Origin of the sequence: Cohnella endophytica, from assembly GCF_003628305.1 — a bacterium.
Lineage (GTDB): Bacteria > Bacillota > Bacilli > Paenibacillales > Paenibacillaceae > Cohnella > Cohnella endophytica.
This window is the reverse complement of record NZ_RBZM01000016.1, coordinates 47,494-65,564: the sequence shown is the minus strand read 5'-3', so window position 1 is coordinate 65,564 and position 18,071 is coordinate 47,494. Positions and strand designations below refer to the sequence as shown.

At 50.8% G+C, this 18,071-nt stretch carries 27 protein-coding genes; 2 read left to right on the top strand and 25 right to left on the bottom strand.

The genetic code is table 11. The annotated features are described in order from the left end of the window. Window positions 1–384: 384 nt before the first annotated feature. Together D7Z26_RS26225 and D7Z26_RS26220 are read right to left on the bottom strand one after the other, a co-directional pair. Window positions 385–606: a hypothetical protein gene (locus tag D7Z26_RS26225; RefSeq protein WP_120979994.1), complete on the bottom strand. Its 222-nt coding sequence runs from the start codon at window positions 604–606 to the stop codon at window positions 385–387. Between the two features lie 126 nt (window positions 607–732). Next, complete coding sequence (locus D7Z26_RS26220; protein ID WP_158602450.1) at window positions 733–1,341, bottom strand: stage II sporulation protein M; 609 nt, start codon at window positions 1,339–1,341, stop codon at window positions 733–735. A gap of 154 nt (window positions 1,342–1,495) precedes the next feature. Between D7Z26_RS26220 and pdaB the strand changes: the two genes are divergently transcribed. Then, window positions 1,496–2,296 (top strand): polysaccharide deacetylase family sporulation protein PdaB, encoded by an 801-nt coding sequence (gene pdaB / locus D7Z26_RS26215; protein ID WP_120979992.1) that lies wholly within the window; start codon window positions 1,496–1,498, stop codon window positions 2,294–2,296. Here pdaB and D7Z26_RS26210 read toward each other — a convergent pair. Continuing rightward, window positions 2,289–2,903: a KinB-signaling pathway activation protein gene (locus D7Z26_RS26210; protein WP_158602449.1), complete on the bottom strand. Its 615-nt coding sequence runs from the start codon at window positions 2,901–2,903 to the stop codon at window positions 2,289–2,291. The genes pdaB and D7Z26_RS26210 overlap by 8 nt on opposite strands. Before the next feature lie 137 nt (window positions 2,904–3,040). Between D7Z26_RS26210 and gerD the strand changes: the two genes are divergently transcribed. Continuing rightward, window positions 3,041–3,721 (top strand): spore germination lipoprotein GerD, encoded by a 681-nt coding sequence (gene gerD / locus D7Z26_RS26205; protein WP_120979990.1) that lies wholly within the window; start codon window positions 3,041–3,043, stop codon window positions 3,719–3,721. Window positions 3,722–3,776: 55 nt separating this feature from the next. On the opposite strand, the gene D7Z26_RS26200 is transcribed toward gerD, so the two are convergent. The 22 genes from D7Z26_RS26200 to rplF all read right to left on the bottom strand — a co-directional run bounded on the left by D7Z26_RS26200 (window position 3,777) and on the right by rplF (window position 18,064). After that, window positions 3,777–4,904: a P-loop NTPase gene (locus tag D7Z26_RS26200; RefSeq protein ID WP_120979989.1), complete on the bottom strand. Its 1,128-nt coding sequence runs from the start codon at window positions 4,902–4,904 to the stop codon at window positions 3,777–3,779. 40 nt (window positions 4,905–4,944) lie between these two features. Beyond that, window positions 4,945–5,655 carry an N-acetylmuramoyl-L-alanine amidase CwlD gene (gene cwlD, locus D7Z26_RS26195; protein WP_233567210.1) on the bottom strand — a complete coding sequence of 237 codons (711 nt, stop codon included), beginning with the start codon at window positions 5,653–5,655 and terminating at the stop codon, window positions 4,945–4,947. Between the two features lie 146 nt (window positions 5,656–5,801). Further along, window positions 5,802–6,980: a sulfate adenylyltransferase gene (gene sat / locus D7Z26_RS26190; protein ID WP_120979987.1), complete on the bottom strand. Its 1,179-nt coding sequence runs from the start codon at window positions 6,978–6,980 to the stop codon at window positions 5,802–5,804. A 56-nt stretch (window positions 6,981–7,036) separates the two neighbouring features. Then, window positions 7,037–7,729 (bottom strand): phosphoadenylyl-sulfate reductase, encoded by a 693-nt coding sequence (locus tag D7Z26_RS26185; protein WP_120979986.1) that lies wholly within the window; start codon window positions 7,727–7,729, stop codon window positions 7,037–7,039. Window positions 7,730–7,895: 166 nt separating this feature from the next. Then, a complete protein-coding gene (rpsI, locus tag D7Z26_RS26180; protein WP_120979985.1) occupies window positions 7,896–8,288 on the bottom strand; it encodes a 30S ribosomal protein S9 in 393 nt (130 codons plus the stop codon). Window positions 8,289–8,306: 18 nt separating this feature from the next. Further along, a complete protein-coding gene (gene rplM, locus D7Z26_RS26175) occupies window positions 8,307–8,744 on the bottom strand; it encodes a 50S ribosomal protein L13 (protein WP_120979984.1) in 438 nt (145 codons plus the stop codon). Between the two features lie 244 nt (window positions 8,745–8,988). Further along, window positions 8,989–9,843 carry a tRNA pseudouridine(38-40) synthase TruA gene (truA, locus tag D7Z26_RS26170; protein ID WP_120979983.1) on the bottom strand — a complete coding sequence of 285 codons (855 nt, stop codon included), beginning with the start codon at window positions 9,841–9,843 and terminating at the stop codon, window positions 8,989–8,991. A 141-nt stretch (window positions 9,844–9,984) separates the two neighbouring features. Then, window positions 9,985–10,350, bottom strand: a complete 366-nt coding sequence (rplQ, locus tag D7Z26_RS26165; protein ID WP_120979982.1) for a 50S ribosomal protein L17 — start codon at window positions 10,348–10,350, stop codon at window positions 9,985–9,987. Between the two features lie 78 nt (window positions 10,351–10,428). Further along, on the bottom strand, window positions 10,429–11,373 hold the full coding sequence (locus D7Z26_RS26160; protein WP_120979981.1) for a DNA-directed RNA polymerase subunit alpha: 945 nt from the start codon (window positions 11,371–11,373) through the stop codon (window positions 10,429–10,431). 168 nt (window positions 11,374–11,541) lie between these two features. Beyond that, window positions 11,542–11,940 carry a 30S ribosomal protein S11 gene (gene rpsK / locus D7Z26_RS26155; protein WP_120979980.1) on the bottom strand — a complete coding sequence of 133 codons (399 nt, stop codon included), beginning with the start codon at window positions 11,938–11,940 and terminating at the stop codon, window positions 11,542–11,544. 18 nt (window positions 11,941–11,958) lie between these two features. Continuing rightward, the gene (gene rpsM / locus D7Z26_RS26150) at window positions 11,959–12,327 is read right to left on the bottom strand and encodes a 30S ribosomal protein S13 (protein ID WP_115995334.1); all 369 of its coding nucleotides are present in this window, start codon (window positions 12,325–12,327) and stop codon (window positions 11,959–11,961) included. A 23-nt stretch (window positions 12,328–12,350) separates the two neighbouring features. Continuing rightward, entirely contained in the window at window positions 12,351–12,464 is a 114-nt protein-coding gene (rpmJ, locus tag D7Z26_RS26145; protein ID WP_003333770.1) for a 50S ribosomal protein L36, read from the bottom strand. Between the two features lie 158 nt (window positions 12,465–12,622). Beyond that, window positions 12,623–12,838 (bottom strand): translation initiation factor IF-1, encoded by a 216-nt coding sequence (gene infA, locus D7Z26_RS26140; RefSeq protein WP_035121186.1) that lies wholly within the window; start codon window positions 12,836–12,838, stop codon window positions 12,623–12,625. Between the two features lie 2 nt (window positions 12,839–12,840). Further along, a complete protein-coding gene (locus D7Z26_RS26135; RefSeq protein WP_120979979.1) occupies window positions 12,841–13,149 on the bottom strand; it encodes a KOW domain-containing RNA-binding protein in 309 nt (102 codons plus the stop codon). 15 nt (window positions 13,150–13,164) lie between these two features. Continuing rightward, entirely contained in the window at window positions 13,165–13,911 is a 747-nt protein-coding gene (map, locus tag D7Z26_RS26130; RefSeq protein ID WP_120979978.1) for a type I methionyl aminopeptidase, read from the bottom strand. A 6-nt stretch (window positions 13,912–13,917) separates the two neighbouring features. After that, window positions 13,918–14,562, bottom strand: a complete 645-nt coding sequence (locus D7Z26_RS26125; RefSeq protein WP_120979977.1) for an adenylate kinase — start codon at window positions 14,560–14,562, stop codon at window positions 13,918–13,920. 27 nt (window positions 14,563–14,589) lie between these two features. Next, on the bottom strand, window positions 14,590–15,888 hold the full coding sequence (gene secY / locus D7Z26_RS26120) for a preprotein translocase subunit SecY (protein WP_120979976.1): 1,299 nt from the start codon (window positions 15,886–15,888) through the stop codon (window positions 14,590–14,592). Continuing rightward, window positions 15,888–16,331 carry a 50S ribosomal protein L15 gene (gene rplO / locus D7Z26_RS26115; protein WP_120979975.1) on the bottom strand — a complete coding sequence of 148 codons (444 nt, stop codon included), beginning with the start codon at window positions 16,329–16,331 and terminating at the stop codon, window positions 15,888–15,890. Before rplO ends, secY begins: the two co-directional genes overlap by 1 nt. A 38-nt stretch (window positions 16,332–16,369) precedes the next feature. After that, the gene (rpmD, locus tag D7Z26_RS26110; protein WP_120979974.1) at window positions 16,370–16,549 is read right to left on the bottom strand and encodes a 50S ribosomal protein L30; all 180 of its coding nucleotides are present in this window, start codon (window positions 16,547–16,549) and stop codon (window positions 16,370–16,372) included. A gap of 13 nt (window positions 16,550–16,562) precedes the next feature. Then, entirely contained in the window at window positions 16,563–17,060 is a 498-nt protein-coding gene (gene rpsE, locus D7Z26_RS26105; RefSeq protein ID WP_120979973.1) for a 30S ribosomal protein S5, read from the bottom strand. A gap of 29 nt (window positions 17,061–17,089) precedes the next feature. Continuing rightward, window positions 17,090–17,455, bottom strand: a complete 366-nt coding sequence (gene rplR / locus D7Z26_RS26100; protein ID WP_120979972.1) for a 50S ribosomal protein L18 — start codon at window positions 17,453–17,455, stop codon at window positions 17,090–17,092. A 66-nt stretch (window positions 17,456–17,521) separates the two neighbouring features. Next, window positions 17,522–18,064, bottom strand: a complete 543-nt coding sequence (gene rplF / locus D7Z26_RS26095) for a 50S ribosomal protein L6 (protein ID WP_120979971.1) — start codon at window positions 18,062–18,064, stop codon at window positions 17,522–17,524. Window positions 18,065–18,071: the final 7 nt, after the last annotated feature.

Genomic DNA, 18,071 nt, shown 5'->3' with positions numbered 1-18,071 from the left:
ACGCCGCCAGCGTTCGTCCTGAGCCAGGATCAAACTCTCCATAATAGTGAAGCCGAAGCTTCTTATTAAAGAGCCTTTGAGGCTCAATCTGTATTGCTGGTTTGTCTCCGCCGACTCGAAAGTCGACTTCGACGATTGTTTGTTTCTTACGCTCAATGTTCAGTTTTCAAAGAACAATTCGTGTTTCGTTTTTCGTCGTCCGCGCTAACGGCGACTTTTATAATATATCACAGCTGACTAGTACTTGGCAACAGGTATTTTTTGGTTAACCATGTTGTCCGTTATTTCCTTCATCCGCTCGGCCACCGTAAAAGCGGGGCGAAAAATAATTTACCACATACAGCATGCCCAGGTCAAGCGTTTTCTCAAACTAATTTCAAAACCTTATCTTTGCAACCTCAGCCCCGTCGCATAACGGGACAATTCTCTGGGAGGCGCAATGCGGGCATACATCCGGAAGATGATCTTATAACGCTTCGATATCGCCTCTTTAACCGGTCCGTCCAGACGTCTGTCGCTCATGTCGAGTAGCATCTCGTCCATTTCCTTACGAAGTAAGTAATCGAACTCCTTGCATTCCTTTTCCGTAAACATCATTCCAAGCATGGGGTGCGGTTCCTCCTAGGAATAAGCAGCGTTAGCCGAAAGCCCCGTACAAGTAACTATCGGTTTCCTACTGTTATGCACCTAATTCGCCGGCTTTATGACAAGATCGACCGCCCCCGCAAAACTTTAACTGACTAGCCAATATGTTATCGTGCTTTCGATGACCGCTCCTATGAGCAGAAACGCGACAATCGCGATCAGAGCGGGCACGGCTCCGGTCGCAGTTGACACGAAGGGTTGCCACGGTTGTTTTTTCCCCAGAGCGGTCCCCATAATCCCTTTGAACAAAGTCATGCCGAATCGCATCCCGAAGGCGCATGCCAAGAACACGGCAGATAGTTCGAATAAAGCATGCGGGAGCAACCCTTTAAAGATCATTTCCCATACGCTATGGCCTTCGGCCGCGACTGCTTTCATCAAGAAACCGATAAGAAGTCCATTCGAAACAAGCATGATGACCGGCATAATGCCCGCAATCAATCCCAAGCCCATTATCAAGATCGTATTGAAGATGTTGTTCATCGCGATAAGCAGGAACATTGTCATTTCGGGATTGTCGGACTTATGCACACTGTCGGCGATCGAATTCAACCCTTTAAGCTGCTGCTCCAGAAACTCCGCGGGAGCGTTCGGCGTCCCGCCGATAACGATACCTGCAAAAAACAAGATAATCGCAAAAATGAAATACGGGCGAATTTCTTTCCACGAGCTTAGCAACCGTTGGCGCGAGAACATTCCGGACTTCCCCCATCTCCATAACGAATATGGCTTTAGATCCCCATGAATAAGTCTATGGGTCAAGCATACATTGTTAGTACAAGCGCATCGACTTGTCCTGCCCTTATCGGGAGGACGCCACCTCTTAACCTTGAAAGGAGCCGATTGTTTCATGAATCATTTTTTCGTGTTTAACGGAAGGCGTATCAAAAGAGTCTTCTTCCTTACGGTTGCCGCCATTCTCGCCATCTCCGTCATCTGGGTCGAGAAAAACAACCTGAGCGTCTTTGCTCCGCATCCCCCGGCCGCCGTATACAGCGTTCCGACCGATCGCAAAGTAGTCGCTCTCACGTTCGACATCAGCTGGGGAGAAAAACGAGCCGAGCCGATTCTCGAGATTCTAAAAGCTAAAGGCGTAAAAAACGTTACCTTCTTCCTCTCTTCTCCTTGGAGCAAGACGCATCCCGATATCGTTAAGAAAATTACCGACGCAGGTTACGAAGTCGGAAGCCATGGCCACAAGCACGACAATTATAGCCAGTACACCGACGATGATATTCGCAAACAGATTACGATCGCCGACGGCATTCTCAAGGACATGACCGGCAAATCGCCGAACTTGATCCGTATGCCTAACGGCGACTTCGACAAACGCGTGCTTAAAATCGCCGAGGACCTCAATTATAAAGTCATTCAGTGGGATACCGACTCCCTGGATTGGAAAAACCCCGGCGTAGACACGATCGTAAACCGCGTTGTCGGCAAAGCGCACCCCGGGGACATCATCCTGCTGCATGCCAGCGATTCCTGCAAACAAACGCACGAAGCTTTGCCTTCGATCATCGATCAGTTGCGCGCCAATGGCTATGATTTCGTAACCGTATCGCAAATGATCAGTCAGACCGACACGAACGGAAAAACCGTCGAGGACCGTTCCGCGTGGAACGAGCTGGCATCGCCTTACTTTACTTAGTAGCCGCGGCTATGGGGTTGACCGACGGAGCCGGCCCCAGGATCCGATGAAGTTGAATAATCTGGTAGGCGTTGCAGATGAATAGCGGGATTAGCTGATACAATAACGATGAAATATCGGCCGTCTTAAAGACGGGAATCGACTCCATCGTCGAGATCGCGACCAAGAAGAAGACGGTCGGTATCCATGCGCCGGCGGAAGTTTGGCTAACTTTGAGCCAAGCAACGAGCACCGATCCGGCTAACATCGCAAGCGGAATCGCCCAATAGGTGTAATCCGGGAAATTCGTGCCGTAAGTCCAGTACGCGATCTCGATTAGCACGAACACCGCTAGGAAGCCTTGGACCGCCACCCAGTAATACGGGCGCTTGAAAATGGTGCGGGCAATGTAATTGAGCATTAAGTACGCAAAGAAACCCATATGGGAGAAGGCACCGAAAGTCATGCCGAATAATGCCGTCATTAAGATATACGATAACCATTCTCCCGCCGCCACGTCGCGAAATTCGGGATTGAACAATTGAATGCACACGCTTCCGACGACCGTGACGATAGCCCCGATAAGTATCGTGGTACCAAATAATTTCATCCATTTACGTAAATTCAACGCCTGAAACCTCCTCTGTATGATCACAATCATTTTACCATGAACACGCTAAAAAGCCATGAACATCCCCTTATATTCACAAGCTTGTCGAAGCATACTACAGCCATAACCCTATGAAGGGATGGTGACTGTTCGGTATGCTTTCTCGATTTCGCTGGTTAGGCATCCTAGCCGGTTTGGCATTATTGCTCTCCTCGTGCGGTCAGGAGTCTAGCGGCGGCAACGGCGGGCAAATGAGTTATAAAGAGGTAAAATCAATGGTTATCGATATTCTCGGCTCGGAAGAAGCCCAAAAGGCGATGGAGAAAGCCTCCACGGCTCAATATGGCGAGAGTACCCTGCAAATGAAGAGCATGACCCCTTCGGATCAAGCTCAAGTTCGTATCGCCGTAAAGGATGTATTAACCGCGCCGGAATATTCGACGGTTCTCCAGACGATCATGAAGGATCCGAAGTTCGCGGGAGAATTCGCCAAAGCCGTAAGCAAGGACAATAAGCAAATTCACAAGGACTTGATGAAGGATCCGGGTTACCAGAAAGAATTGATCGATACGTTCAAAACGCCGGAAATGATGAAAGTACTGACCGATTCCATGAAAACGACGGATGTTCGTAAGTTAATCATGAGTTCGGTCACCGAGTCGATGGATAATCCTTTGTTCAAGTTGGAAATCATGAAGCTATTGCAAAGCGTGGTCAAGGAAGAGCTGTCGCCGAAAACCGAGAAAAAAGGCGAGAAGAAGGATTCTCAAGGCGGCGGCGGAGGTCAGGAAGGTGGACAAAGCAGTCCGGAGAGCAGCGGGGAGAGCGGCGGCTAATACGAGGACATAAAAAAGCGGTCGAACGAGAAAGCCTCGTTCGACCGCTTTTTAGTTATTTTCCGCAGCGATCGATGATCGCCTGGGCCAGCGTTATATATTCTTGGCCGATTTCGGAGTCCCGCTTATAGACGGACGGAGAGAAATCCGGCTCGGACGGATGGTTGTCCGGCGCTCCTAACGGGAACTGCGCAAGCAATTCGGTATTCAAGGATTCCGCCAAGCGTCCTCCGCCTCCTCTGCCGAAGACGTACTCGCGGTTGCCCGTTTCCTTGCTCTCGAAATAGGACATGTTCTCGACCACTCCGAGTATTTGATGCTGAGTGCGGATCGCCATCGCCCCTGCCCGCGCCGCTACGAACGCCGCGGTAGCATGCGGTGTCGTTACGATGATTTCTTTGCTTTGCGGGATCATCTGATGAACGTCCAGCGCCACGTCGCCCGTTCCGGGCGGCAAGTCGAGCAATAGGTAATCTAATTCGCCCCATTGGACTTCGGCGAAGAAGTTGCGCAGCATTTTGCCGAGCATCGGGCCGCGCCAGACGATCGGACTATTGTCTTCGACGAAGAAACCCATGGAGATGACTTTCACGCCGAATCGTTCGATCGGCATGATTTTATCCCCGACTTGTTCGGGTCTTTCTTCGATCCCCATCATATCGGGAACGCTAAATCCGTATATGTCGCTATCGATAAGACCGACCCGTTTGCCGAGCCTTGCCAGCGCAACGGCCAGATTGACGGTAACGGTCGATTTGCCGACGCCGCCCTTGCCGCTTGCGATCGCGATGAACTCGACGCCGCTTTCCGGATGCAGAATCGTATGGTTGTCCAACCCGGCACCATGCCCTTTAATGGGAGCGGCCTTCTTCTCTTCCGAAGATGGCGCTTGCTTCTGACCGGAAGACTGAAGCTTGTCGTTGATGTCCGCCAATTCCTTCTCCGTCATCGCGCGGAATCTCAGGTGCGGTTCTTGGATATTGCCATTGGCTAACGCTTGAATAACGCTTTGCTCTACGGCCGAGGATTGCTCCAAGCTATCCGGATGGAGTACCACGGAGAGGGATATCGACGCTTCGCGGACGACGACATCGCGTATCAGTCCCAGACTGGTTAAGCTGCTCTTCAAAGTAGGTTCCAGCACGGGCTGAAGGGCTTCTATTATGGAATCTCGATTAACCACGACGTTTGACCTCCATTTACTTCGGTTTCGAATGATACCATTATAGCATAGGCTTATCCGTTTCACCGGACGTATATCTTAATATCCCCCGATAGATCGCGGCCGCGACTTTCCTTTGATATTGCTCGTCGGCCAGAAGATCGGCCTCTTCCGGATGGGACAAAAAGCCGACTTCCACTAAGGCGGTAGGCATCTCCAGCGTCTTCAGCAAGTAGATCGTGTCGGCTTGTTTCGCTATGCGTTGCGTATTCCCCAGCACGACGCGCAGCTCTGACTGAATGATCGCGGCTAGACGCTGACTGTCTTTATTCTTAGGGGAATAAAAGGTTTGCGCTCCCGACCAGCGAGGCGACGGAATGCTGTTCATGTGTACGCTCACCGTTAAGTTCGCTTGAAGCTTCTGTACCTTGCTTGCTCGTTCCTTCAAATCTTCCGTCTTACGTCGCGAGTAACTCTTCGTGTCCGGAGCCGCCAAGTCATAATCCCCTTCGCGCGTCAGCTGCACGATCGCGCCGGCTTGCTGCAAGTAATCGCGCAAATACAGCACGATCGCCATGTTCAAATCTTTCTCGATGACTCCGTCCTTGCTGATCGCTCCGCCATCCGCGCCTCCGTGTCCGGCGTCAAGCGCGATCACTTTACCCGACAACGGCAAGCTCCAGTGCGTCCACGTGCGCGAAGACGGAATTTCGCTGAGGAATACCGTCGCGGTTAACAGCATTAAAGTAAACACGATAGCCAGTTTGAGCATCGCCTGGCGGGTCATCCAGATCACGATTCTTCTACGACCCGATAATATTGCCCAGAATCGCCTTCCATCACCTTTAAACAATAAAATCCACCTCGTCCCAGGGAAACCTCCCTACATCATATGGGACAAGATGGATTTTTATGTTTTTAGATCGCGTACGATTTGCTCGCTTCCGCCATACCCTCGATCAAGATTTGCGCCACTTCCGGGCGCGAGAATTCCGGAGGCGGGCAGATGCCGTCTCTCAGCAAGGCGCGAACCTTCGTTCCAGACAAGGTCAAGTGGTGTTCCTTGTCGTGCGGACACGTTTTGTTCGATGCCATATTCCCGCATTTCGTGCAGTAGAAACTATGCTCGAAGTACAGAGGAGTGATGCCCAGCTCCTCGGCAGGGAGCGACTTAAGAAGATCCTGCGCTTCGTAGGTGCCGTAGTAGTCGCCTACGCCGGCATGGTCGCGACCGACGATGAAATGTGTGCAGCCGTAGTTCTTGCGAACGAGAGCGTGGAAAATCGCTTCGCGCGGACCTGCATATCGCATCGCCGCCGGGAATACGCCGAGGTGGACGCGATCCGCAGGATAATAATTTTCCAGAAGGGCCAAGTAGCTCTTCATCCGAACGTTAGCCGGAACGTCATCCGACTTGGTCTCGCCGACAAGCGGATTAAGGAACAATCCGTCGACGATTTCCATCGCTGCCTTCTGTATATATTCATGCGCTCTGTGAACCGGATTGCGAGTCTGGAATCCAACTACGGATTTCCAACCCTTCTCCGCGAACAAACGCCGTGTTTCCGATGGATCGAAGTAAAATTCGTTGAACTTTTCCGGAACCGGACGATTCAACACTTGAATCGAGCCGCCCACGTACGTATCGGGACGGTCGAATAGCTTCACGACGCCCGGGTGCTCCATATCGTCCGTCTTGAACACTTGAACGGCCTCATGGCGCTTATCGACTTTGTAGATGCTGTCGATATCGATAATCGCGTATACGACTCCGTCGTTCTCCCCGACGAGCGCCGCTTGTTGACCAATTGATATGCCTTTTGCTTGATCTTCGGTAACGGCCAGAGTAATCGGAATGCTCCAGATTGCTCCGCTAGCTAATTTCATGTGGTTAACGACCGACAAATAATCCTGTTCGTTCATAAAGCCTGTTAATGGACTAAATGCTCCTACCCCGATAAGATCCAGGTCGGAAACCGTCCAAGCATTGACCGGAATCGAAGGTAATGTCGCGGATAACGCCAATAGGTCTTCGCGTTGTTGTCCCGTGACCACCCGATTAATCAAATGGCCGCCATGCGGTAAAATTGCGCTCATGGTCTGAGTAGCTCCTTCTAATCTATGTTTGAAGTTGTCGACGTCGTACGATTTCCTTATTTATGCAGTCCGCATTCCGTTTTCTCGTTGCCAGCCCAACGTCCTGAACGCGGATCTTCGCCCGGCATAACTTGTTTCGTGCATTGTTCGCAGCCGATGCTCGGATAGTGGCGATCATGCAGCGGGTTATAAATAATGTCGTTCGCGCGAATGTAATCCCATACGTCTTCCGATGTCCAAGAAGCAAGCGGATTAAATTTCACGAGTCCGAATTTCGTGTCGTACTCCACCTTCTTGGCGTTGGCGCGGGTAGGTGCTTGGTCACGACGAATTCCCGTAATCCAGGCATCGTATTTGGAAAGAATACGTGTCAACGGTTCTACTTTCCGAAGGTTGCAGCATGCGGTCGGATCGCTTTTCCAGAGCTCTTCGCCGAATTCCGCAGCCTGCTCTTCGGGAGTCAGCTTCGATTTTACTTCGACGAATTTCAGGTTGTATTTCTCCGCCATGCGATCGCGCGTCTCGTAGGTTTCCTTGAAATGAAAATCGGTATCCAAGTAAAAGATGTCCCTGGATGCGTTGATCTTCTGGATCATGTCCACGAGAACGACATCTTCCGCGCCGAAGCTGCACGCGAACGTAATGTTCGGGAACGTCTCGATCGCCCAAGAGATTACGGTCTCCGGCGATGCGTTCTCGAATTCCTCCGCCTTTTGGCGAATTAGATTTTCTTTTTCGATCAGATTCATCAAAATGACCTCCATTTAAATCCTAGTGGTTAAGTATGAATAATATTTAGTATACGCTCACTGTGCCGATAGTTCAATCTATACTTAAGTATTCCATGTTATTCAAGCGTAAAAAAAATGCCTTTCCCACCATTGAAGAGCAATGGGAGAAAGGCATTCGTAAATATTAACGTTTGGAGAATTGAGGAGCGCGACGAGCGGCTTTCAATCCGTATTTCTTACGTTCTTTCATACGGGAATCACGAGTCAGGAAGCCCGCTTTCTTAAGCGCAGGACGAAGTTCTGGATCTGCTTTAAGAAGAGCACGGGAGATACCGTGACGGATTGCGCCAGCTTGACCGGAAGTACCGCCACCATGAGCAAGAACGATGATGTCGTATTTGCTAACTGTGTCCGTCAAGTTAAGCGGTTGTTTAACGATCAGCTTCAACGTTTCAAGGTCGAAGTAGTCGTTGATTTCACGTTTGTTGATAACGATGCGGCCTTCACCCGGCACGAGTCGAACCCGCGCTACGGAGTGCTTGCGGCGACCCGTTCCTAAATATTGCACTTGAGCCATTCGAAAGTCCTCCTTTTTTTATCCGCGAAGTTCGTAAACTTCAGGTTTTTGGGCTTGATGTGGATGTTCGCTTCCAGCATATACGTTCAGCTTGCCTTGAAGTTGGTGGCCAAGCTTGTTCTTAGGGAGCATGCCGTAAATGGCAAGTTCGATGATGCGAGCAGGTTTCTTTTGGATCATCTCTGCCGCTGTCGTCGTTTTCAATCCACCTGGATAGTGGGAGTGAGTGTAGTATTTCTTTTGTTGCAATTTCTTGCCTGTAAGAACGATTTTCTCGGCATTGATCACGATGACGAAATCGCCAGTGTCGATGTGAGGTGTGAATTCAGGCTTATGTTTGCCGCGGATAAGAGCTGCAGCTTCGCTAGCCAGACGACCGAGTGTTTTGCCTTCGGCGTCGATTACATGCCATTTGCGCTCGACTTCAAGCGGTTTAGCCATATAGGTTGTACGCATGAAACATCCTCCTTCGGGTTAATTCCCTGCTTTTGTATGTGGTACGTCATTTACGATCAATCATTCATATCTGGTTGTTGGGTGTTACATTGTTGCAGCTAAAGCTTGAGTAATCGGATGAGAAGTCCTTTCCTTCAAACTCAGCAAAAAGAGTGACATCGCTGCGCTGGGGCCGTGGGTAGCCACGCAGAAAGCACAAAATTTATTGTACATCAAAAAGGGCTGTTATGCAAGCAATATATACTCAACTTTCGCCGCTACCTTGGCGAATCGCCGTTATTGCTTCATACTCGACTTCCCACAAGGATAATCCATGCGGAACGGCCGTCGGGCCTGCTTTCTTCCGGTTGCATGCCGCCAATATGGATGCCATGTCGGAAGGCTTACGCTTGCCTTCTCCGACCTGGATAAGCGTACCGGCGATGATGCGCACCATATTATATAGAAACCCCGTACCGGTCACGTACATATGCACGGTCCCGCGTTGACGGCCTGGGTGGTACCGTTCGTCCCAACTGCGCCCATAGCCATAGTCCGGGTAAGTTAATCGAGACTCGGACTCCTTCTCCACATGGATCTTAGCCTTTAAGATCGTTCTCACATGACTGCGCTTGGTAGACAGAGGCGAGGTAAAAGAAGTGAAGTCGTGTTCGCCGATAAGATGCGTAAGTCCCTCTTCCATCGCCGCGAAATCGAGCGGAGTCGGATGGTGGAATTCATATCTCCTGCGGAATAGATCCGGTATCCGATTGCAATTAATCGAATATCGATAGGTTTTGCTAAGAGCGTCATGTCTGGCATGGAAAGAATCGGGTACGAGATATACGCTCTGAACGACGATGTCGTCGGGAAGTCTGGTGTTCAACGCCAGCGCCCAACGTTCGATCGGAATCGTCGATTCGGTTAGGAAGTTAACGACCTGACACCTGGCATGTACGCCTCCGTCAGTACGCCCTGATCCGAATACGCTCGAATGTTCACCCGTCAATAAGTATACCGCTTGCTCCAACGCATCCTGGATCGTATTACCGCCTGGCTGACTCTGAAACCCGTAATAGTCCGTACCGTCATAACTGACGATGAGAGCTATGTTGCGCATCGGCTCACCTTCCCATCGATAGCCACAAAAAAAGGATGATCCGAATGCTGGATTCGGTCCATCCTTCCCTGGTCGTCGGCATCCCGAGACCAGTCTCGAGATTGCCGACTGCTCGGGCATGCGTCCTGCTTTGCTCCGTTCTTAAGCGCGATCTACGAGCTCGAGATACACCATTGGAGCGGAATCTCCGCGACGGGGTCCCAGCTTCAGGATGCGTGTATATCCACCCGCACGTTCCGCATAACGCGGAGCTAGCTCGGAGAACAGCTTTTGGATGGCGTCTTGTTGACCGTCAAGGCTCTCACGACGCACGAATGCTGCTACTTGACGACGAGCGTGAAGATCGCCGCGTTTCGCAAGAGTGATTAGCTTCTCCGCGATAGAGCGAACTTCCTTCGCTTTCGCTTCGGTAGTTTGGATACGCTCGTACAGGAACAGGTCGGTCGTCAGGTCACGGAAAAGTGCTTTCCGCGAGCTGGAGTCACGACTCAGTTTTTGATAAGCCATTTGTTTTTTCCTCCCCTCATGCAATAAATCAGGTAACGCTAGGCGTTACGATTCGTTGTCATAGTTGCAGTAACGATGCTATTCCTCGAAACGCAAGCCCAATCCGAGTTCTTCGAGCTTCTCTTGTACTTCCTCCAAAGACTTGCGACCAAGGTTACGCACCTTCATCATGTCTTCTTCGGTTTTCGTGATCAACTCTTGAACCGTGTTGATGCCGGCACGTTTGAGGCAGTTGTAGGAACGGACGGAAAGATCAAGCTCTTCGATCGTCATCTCGAGAACTTTCTCTTTTTTGTCTTCTTCCTTCTCCTTCATCGTTTCGGTATCTTTGGCCTCATCCGTAAGACCCACGAACAAGGATAAGTGATCGGTCAGAATTTTCGCGCCTAAGCTTACCGCTTCTTCAGGGCGAATGCTGCCATCGGTCCACACTTCAAGCGTAAGCTTGTCGTAGTTTGTAACTTGACCGACGCGAGTATTCTCTACCTGATAGTTAACGCGAGTAATCGGCGTATAGATCGAGTCGATCGGAATGACTCCGATTGGCTGATCTTCCTTCTTATTGCGATCGGATGGAACATAACCGCGGCCGACTCTGGCGAAGATGCGCATATGCAAACGCGCGCCGGAAGCCAGTGTAGCGATGTGCAGATCCGGATTAAGGATTTCCACGTCGCTGTCCGCGCGGATATCTCCGGCGGTGACAACGCCATCGCCTTCCGCATCGATTTCGAGCACTTTTTCCTCATCGGAATGGATCTTCAGCGAAAGACGCTTCAGATTGAGGATGATTTGAGTCACATCCTCGATAACACCCGGAATCGTCGAGAATTCATGAAGAACGCCGTCAATCTGCACCGAAACAACGGCAGCGCCCGGTAAGGACGACAACAGAATGCGGCGAAGAGAGTTACCTAGAGTCATCCCATAACCACGTTCCAGCGGTTCTACGACAAATCGGCCATATCTCTTGTCTTCTTGAATTTCCACGGAATCGATTTTCGGTTTTTCGATCACTATCATAACCAAAACCTCCTTCAAAACGTCGCTGACGTTGCCCTTTGTTCACCCAAGCTAAATGGTTCAGCCTTTAATAAGGAGAAATGTTTATGGGGTAAACCATGTAGTATGCCTAACCGTTACAACCATTATTCTCAAGTTGTTCTTGTTTGATACCACATTGCAACGATGCTATACGCGGCGGCGCTTCGGAGGACGGCATCCGTTATGCGGGATTGGAGTGACGTCTCTGATCATGCTGACTTCAAGTCCTGCGGCTTGCAAAGAGCGGATTGCTGCTTCGCGGCCTGCGCCAGGTCCTTTAACGGAGACTTCAACCAAACGCATACCATGTTCCATCGCAGCGCGAGCTGCAGATTCGGCAGCCATTTGAGCAGCGTATGGCGTGCTCTTACGGGAGCCTTTAAAGCCCAGGTTACCGGAGCTAGCCCAGGAAACCGCGTTACCGTGCGGATCTGTAATCGTCACGATTGTATTGTTAAACGTAGAGCGGATATGCGCTACGCCAGAATCAATGTTCTTCCGATCACGACGCTTGGTACGAACGACTTTCTTGCCTTTTTGTGCCATGTTTGTTAACCCCCCTTATTACTTCTTCTTGTTCGCAACAGTACGACGCGGACCTTTGCGTGTACGTGCGTTCGTTTTCGAACGTTGTCCGCGAACCGGCAGACCGCGGCGGTGACGGATGCCTCGATAGCAGCCGATATCAATCAGCCGTTTGATGTTTATTGCAATTTCGCGACGCAAGTCGCCCTCGACCTTTTGTTCCTTGTCGATCGTTTCGCGAAGACGAGCGAGCTCATCCTCCGTCAGATCACGAACGCGAGTGTCGGGATTGACACCCGTAGACGCTAGAATCCTCTGGGAAGTTGGTTTACCAATTCCGAAGATGTACGTTAGGGCGATTTCCACGCGCTTGTCGCGCGGGAGGTCAACACCAGAAATACGTGCCATAGTTAGGGGCACCTCCTTCTATTTTAGCCTTGTTTTTGTTTGTGTTTCGGATTCTCACAGATAACCATCACGTTGCCTTTGCGGCGAATGACTTTGCATTTCTCGCAAATCGGTTTGACCGAAGGTCTCACCTTCATGATAATACCCTCCTTAATTGCGCGGTTAGTGCGTGCTACGCTCGCGGTGCTCGCTATAACCGTCTCGAGTGTGACTGAAGGAGTTCGCCAGTGGCGCCCCGTCTCAGTCATCACGGTGCGACCGTTGTTCGACCGTCTCATAGGAAGACCGAACGAACTTATTTACGGTAGGTGATACGGCCCCGCGTCAGATCATAAGGCGACAATTGGATAACCACTTTGTCTCCCGTCAGAATCCGTATGAAATGCATCCGAAGTTTTCCGGAAACATGCGCAAGGATTTGATGTCCGTTCTCGAGCTCCACTTTGAACATGGCATTCGGTAGCGGTTCAATGACCGTTCCTTCGACCTCGATGACGTCCTCTTTGGCCACCGTCATTCTCCTTTCTTTTCAGCATGCGTTTCGAGCCGTTGTTCGATTTGTCCGATAGCGTACCGGAGCTTCGCGTTCGTCACGCGTCCGGTGTCGCGAATATTATTCGCGATTTCTTCGCTTCGGGTCCCGATCGGTTCGAGATGCAGCACGTTTTTGCGTTTAGGCCGATCGAACCGGCGTTTATCGCCGTCAGCCACGAGCGCGAATCGCTCATCGACTAGGGCGACCACGATTGCTAGCTGCCCTTCGTCTCTTCCACGCCGGCTTCTCACGATGTCTCCGGGCTCCAACTTAACGTTTACCGTCATTTCATTCACCTAGCTTTACGCACGGGTTAGAATTTCGTACCCGTCTTCGGTTACGGCAATCGTATGCTCAAAATGCGCGCACAGCGATCCGTCCACGGTGACGACCGTCCAATTATCGGACAAAGTCTTCACGTAACGTTCTCCCACGACGACCATCGGTTCGATGGCAAGCGTCATTCCCGGCTTCAATCGCGGACCGCGATCGGGTGCACCGTAGTTCGGAATTTGCGGTTCCTCGTGTAATTCAGCTCCAACGCCGTGACCGACGTATTCCCTGACGACCGAGAAGCCAGCATCTTCGATCACTTTTTGAATGCCGTGTGATACGGTATAAAGCCTCACGTCCGGCCGAACCAACTCAAGGCCCGCATAGAGCGAAGCCTCGGTAACGTCGAGCAGGCGCTGCGCTTCGTCGGAAATGTTCCCGACGCCGTATGTCCATGCGGAATCGCCGTGATAGCCTTGGTATTGTGCGCCGATATCGATGCTGATAATATCGCCTTCAATAAGCTTCCGCGATCCGGGGAACCCGTGAACGAGTTCTTCGTTCGTAGAAGCGCATATGCTGGCCGGAAAACCGTTATAGCCTTTGAAAGATGGAACAGCACCTTGGCTTCGGATGAACGCATCTGCGATTCGATCCAGTTCGGCAGTTGTCACTCCGGGTACGACCGCCTGTTTCATCAGGCGATGCGTCTCCGCGACAATCCGCCCCGCCTCGCGCATCAAGTTTAATTCTTTATCGGACTTAATTACGATCATAGCCGATTACCCTCTCAGAAGGGAAGCGATCTCGGTCGTAACCTCGTCGATATCCTTCTCCCCGTCAACTTCGCGGAGCGATCCTTTTTCGCCGTAATACGTCAGAAGAGGTGCCGTCTTGTTCGTATACTCCTCAAGTCGGGTTGCCACTTTTTCTTCCGTATCGTCCGGACGCTGGTAGAGCTCTCCCCCGTCTTTATCGCAGATACCTTCCTGCTTCGGCGGGTTAAATACAACATGATACGTCGTACCGCAAGTTTTGCATATCCGTCGTCCCGTAATGCGGGCCAGCAAGAAGCCGGGATCCACTTTGAGGTTGATAACATGTTCGATCTTGCGACCCATTTCAGCTAACATGCCGTCAAGCGCTTCGGCTTGCGCGAGCGTCCGCGGAAACCCGTCCAACAGAAATCCGTTGGCGCAATCCGATTCCGCGAGACGTTCGCGAACAATGCCGTTAGTCACTTCATCCGGAACGAGAAGACCTTGGTCAATAAAGTCCTTGGCTTTCTTTCCGATCGGCGTGCCTTGCTTAATGGCTAGACGAAACGCATCACCGGTAGAGATGTGCGGAATGCCGAATTGCTCGACGATCCGCTCTGCCTGCGTGCCTTTACCGGCGCCAGGAGGCCCCATAAACAAGATGTTCATTGCTGTTCCTCCTGTCCGTCTCGTTGATTACTTATTGATAAACCCTTTATAGTGGCGTTTGATCAATTGGCTCTCGATTTGTTTCATCGTCTCGAGTGCGACCCCGATAACGATCAAGAGAGAAGTACCGCCCAACTTAACCGTTCTTGGCAGATCGGCCAGCGTTCCGAAGAATACCGGAAGCACGGAGATCAGAGCCAAGAAGACCGCGCCTGCGAGCGTGATGCGAGTAATAACGCGCATCAGGAACCCGGCTGTCGGCTTGCCCGGACGAATGCCTGGGATATAGCCGCCGTTCTTCTTCATGTTATCCGCAAGTTGCTGCGGATTGAATTGAACGAAGGTGTAGAAGAAAGTGAAGCCGATGATCAGCAATACATATAACGTCATGCCAAGCGGCTTGTCGTAATACATATGGCTAATGATCCATTTCGCCCAATTGTGGTTAGCCCAGAACTGCGCGATCGTGATCGGGAACATCAGAAGCGATACCGCGAAGATAACCGGAATTACGCCCGCGCCATTCACTTTAAGCGGAATGTGCGTGGATTGGCCGCCGTACATTTTCTGTCCGACTACCCGTTTCGCGTATTGAACCGGAATTTTGCGTACGCCTTGTTGGATGAAGATTACCCCAGCGATAATCAGGATGATTACGATCAGGATAATAACCATCTTCACGATGCCCATGAACACTTGGCTGGAATCCGTGAATTGAGCAGCATAGATCTCGCGAGCGTGTTTCGGAATCGCGGCAACGATTGCCGCGAAGATCAGGATCGAGATACCGTTGCCGATACCCTTTTCGTTGATCTGTTCGCCGAGCCACATGAGGAACGCGGTACCCGCCGTCAATACGATAGCGATCATAAGGTATGTCGCCGTACTCGGATCTAATACCATTTTGTAGCTGTACATGCGATTAAAGCCGATTGCCGTAGCGAAAGCTTGGATAAGTCCCAGAACAATCGTTCCGTAACGAGTGATCTGAGCCAGCTTGCGCTTACCGTTCTCGCCTTCCTTCTGCCATTCCGAGAACTTCGGAATGACATCCATGGAAAGGAGTTGAACGATGATCGAAGCCGTAATGTACGGCGTAATCCCCAGAGCGAAAATGGAGAAGTTGAACAGCGCGCCGCCAGAGAACGTGTTCAGAAGGCCGAACAGGTCAGCGCCTGATTGGTCGGCCATCGTAAGAACGTCCTTATCAATGTTCGGAACCGGAATAAAGGAACCTATTCGGTAGACCAAAAGGATGAAAAGGGTGAACAGGATCCTCTTACGAAGGTCCTCGACTTTCCAAATGTTTTTGACGGTCGCGAACATTAGATCACCTCGGTTTTACCGCCGGCGGCTTGAATTTTTTCTGTCGCGGACTGAGAGAACTTATGAGCTTTAACAGTCAGCTGCACGTTCAAATCGCCATTGCCCAGAATTTTAATTCCGTCTTTTGGATTTTTCAGAATGCCCTCTTCGAGAAGCAATTCTGGCGTCACTTCCGTACCAGCCGCAAAACGGTTCAGCTGATCCAGATTGACGATCGCGAAGACCGTTGCAAAACGATCATTGTTAAATCCGCGCTTCGGTACCCGACGGTACAATGGGTTTTGACCACCTTCGAATCCGGGACGAACACCGCCACCGGAACGAGCGTTTTGCCCTTTGTGACCGCGACCTGACGTTTTGCCGAGACCGCTACCAGCACCGCGTCCTCTCCGTTTCCGGGAGAACGTCGAGCCTTCGTTCGGAGATAGCTCATGCAATTTCATCGTACGTCGCACCTCCTTGAAAGATAATCTTAATATGCTTAAACTTCTTTAACTTCGATCAAATGACTGACCGTGTTGATAAGGCCGCGAGTAGCGACGTTATCTTCTCTTACGACAGTCGTATGCAGCTTGCCAAGTCCAAGAGTTTTCACCGTTTGACGTTGATTCTCTGGACGGCCGATCAAGCTGCGAACGAGGGTAATTTGAAGCTGTGCCATCTGTTTCCCCTCCTTAACGGAATAGCTCTGCTACGGTTTTGCCGCGCAGTTTCGCTACGTCTTCGGCGCGTTTCAGTCGGGAGAGACCTTCCAACGTCGCATTGACCATGTTAATGGAGTTGGAGGATCCAAGCGACTTCGTCAAAATATCGCCGACTCCAGCTAGTTCAAGCACCGCGCGAACAGGTCCGCCCGCGATAACTCCAGTACCTTCGGATGCTGGTTTCAGCAGCACTTTGCCGGCGCCGAATTGTCCCGTAACAGTATGCGGAATAGTTGTTTTAACGAGTGGAACGAAAACAAGATTTTTCTTAGCGTCATCGACGCCCTTACGGATTGCGTCTTGAACTTCGGAAGCTTTACCGATTCCAGCGCCAACCCATCCTTTGCCGTCACCGACAACGACGAGTGCGCTGAAACTAAAGCGACGTCCGCCTTTGACGACTTTGGAGACACGATTGATTTGAACCATTTTTTCGGTAAGTTCCAATGTATTCGGATCTACACGCAAGTCGTTTACCTCCTTGTGTCAAAAATGAATTAAAACTGTAAACCGGCTTCGCGTGCAGCATCCGCCAGTGCTTGGATACGTCCATGGTACAGGTAACCGCCGCGATCGAACACGACGTTCTCGTACCCTTTTTCTTTTGCGCGCTTAGCGATGAGTTCGCCGACTTTGCGAGCGGACTCAACGTTACCGCCGTTACCGACTTCAGAAAGCTCTTTATCAATCGTAGATGCGCTAGCAAGCGTAACGCCTTTAACGTCATCGATCAATTGAGCGTAGATATGCTTGGAAGAACGGAACACGGACAGACGCGGACGTTCATTCGTCCCGCTGATTTTCTTACGTACACGAAGGTGACGCTTCAGACGGGCTTTATTTTTATCGTTTTTTGTAATCATCCGAAAGGTTCACTCCCTTCTCGTTGTTGCATCTAGGCAGCTTCTAACCACCCGCAACGAATTTCCTTACTTCTTCTTACCGGCTTTACCCTCTTTGCGGAGGATTTTTTCGCCTTCGTACTTGATTCCTTTGCCTTTGTAAGGCTCTGGAGGACGAACGGCGCGGATTTTAGCAGCAATCTCGCCGACTGCTTCTTTATCGATGCCTTTAACGACGATCTTGTTTTGTGCCGGTACTTCGAATTCAATACCGTTAGCCGGTGCGAATTCAACCGGGTGCGAGTAACCTACGTTCAATACCAGCTTATCGCCGGACTTACTAGCACGGTAACCTACACCTACCAGATCAAGGTTTCTTACGTAACCTTCGGTTACGCCGCTAACCATGTTGGCTACTACGCTGCGCGTCGTTCCGTGCAACGAGCGGTGAAGTTTGTTATCGGAAGGACGTTCAACTGTAATGACATCAGTCTCGTAAGAAACTTTCATGTCGGCGTGCAAAGCACGGGACAAAGTTCCTTTAGGACCTTTAATCGTAATTACATTGTTGTCCAGGTTCACGTTCACGCCGTTAGGCACCTGAATCGGTTTGCGTCCAATACGGGACATAGGTACA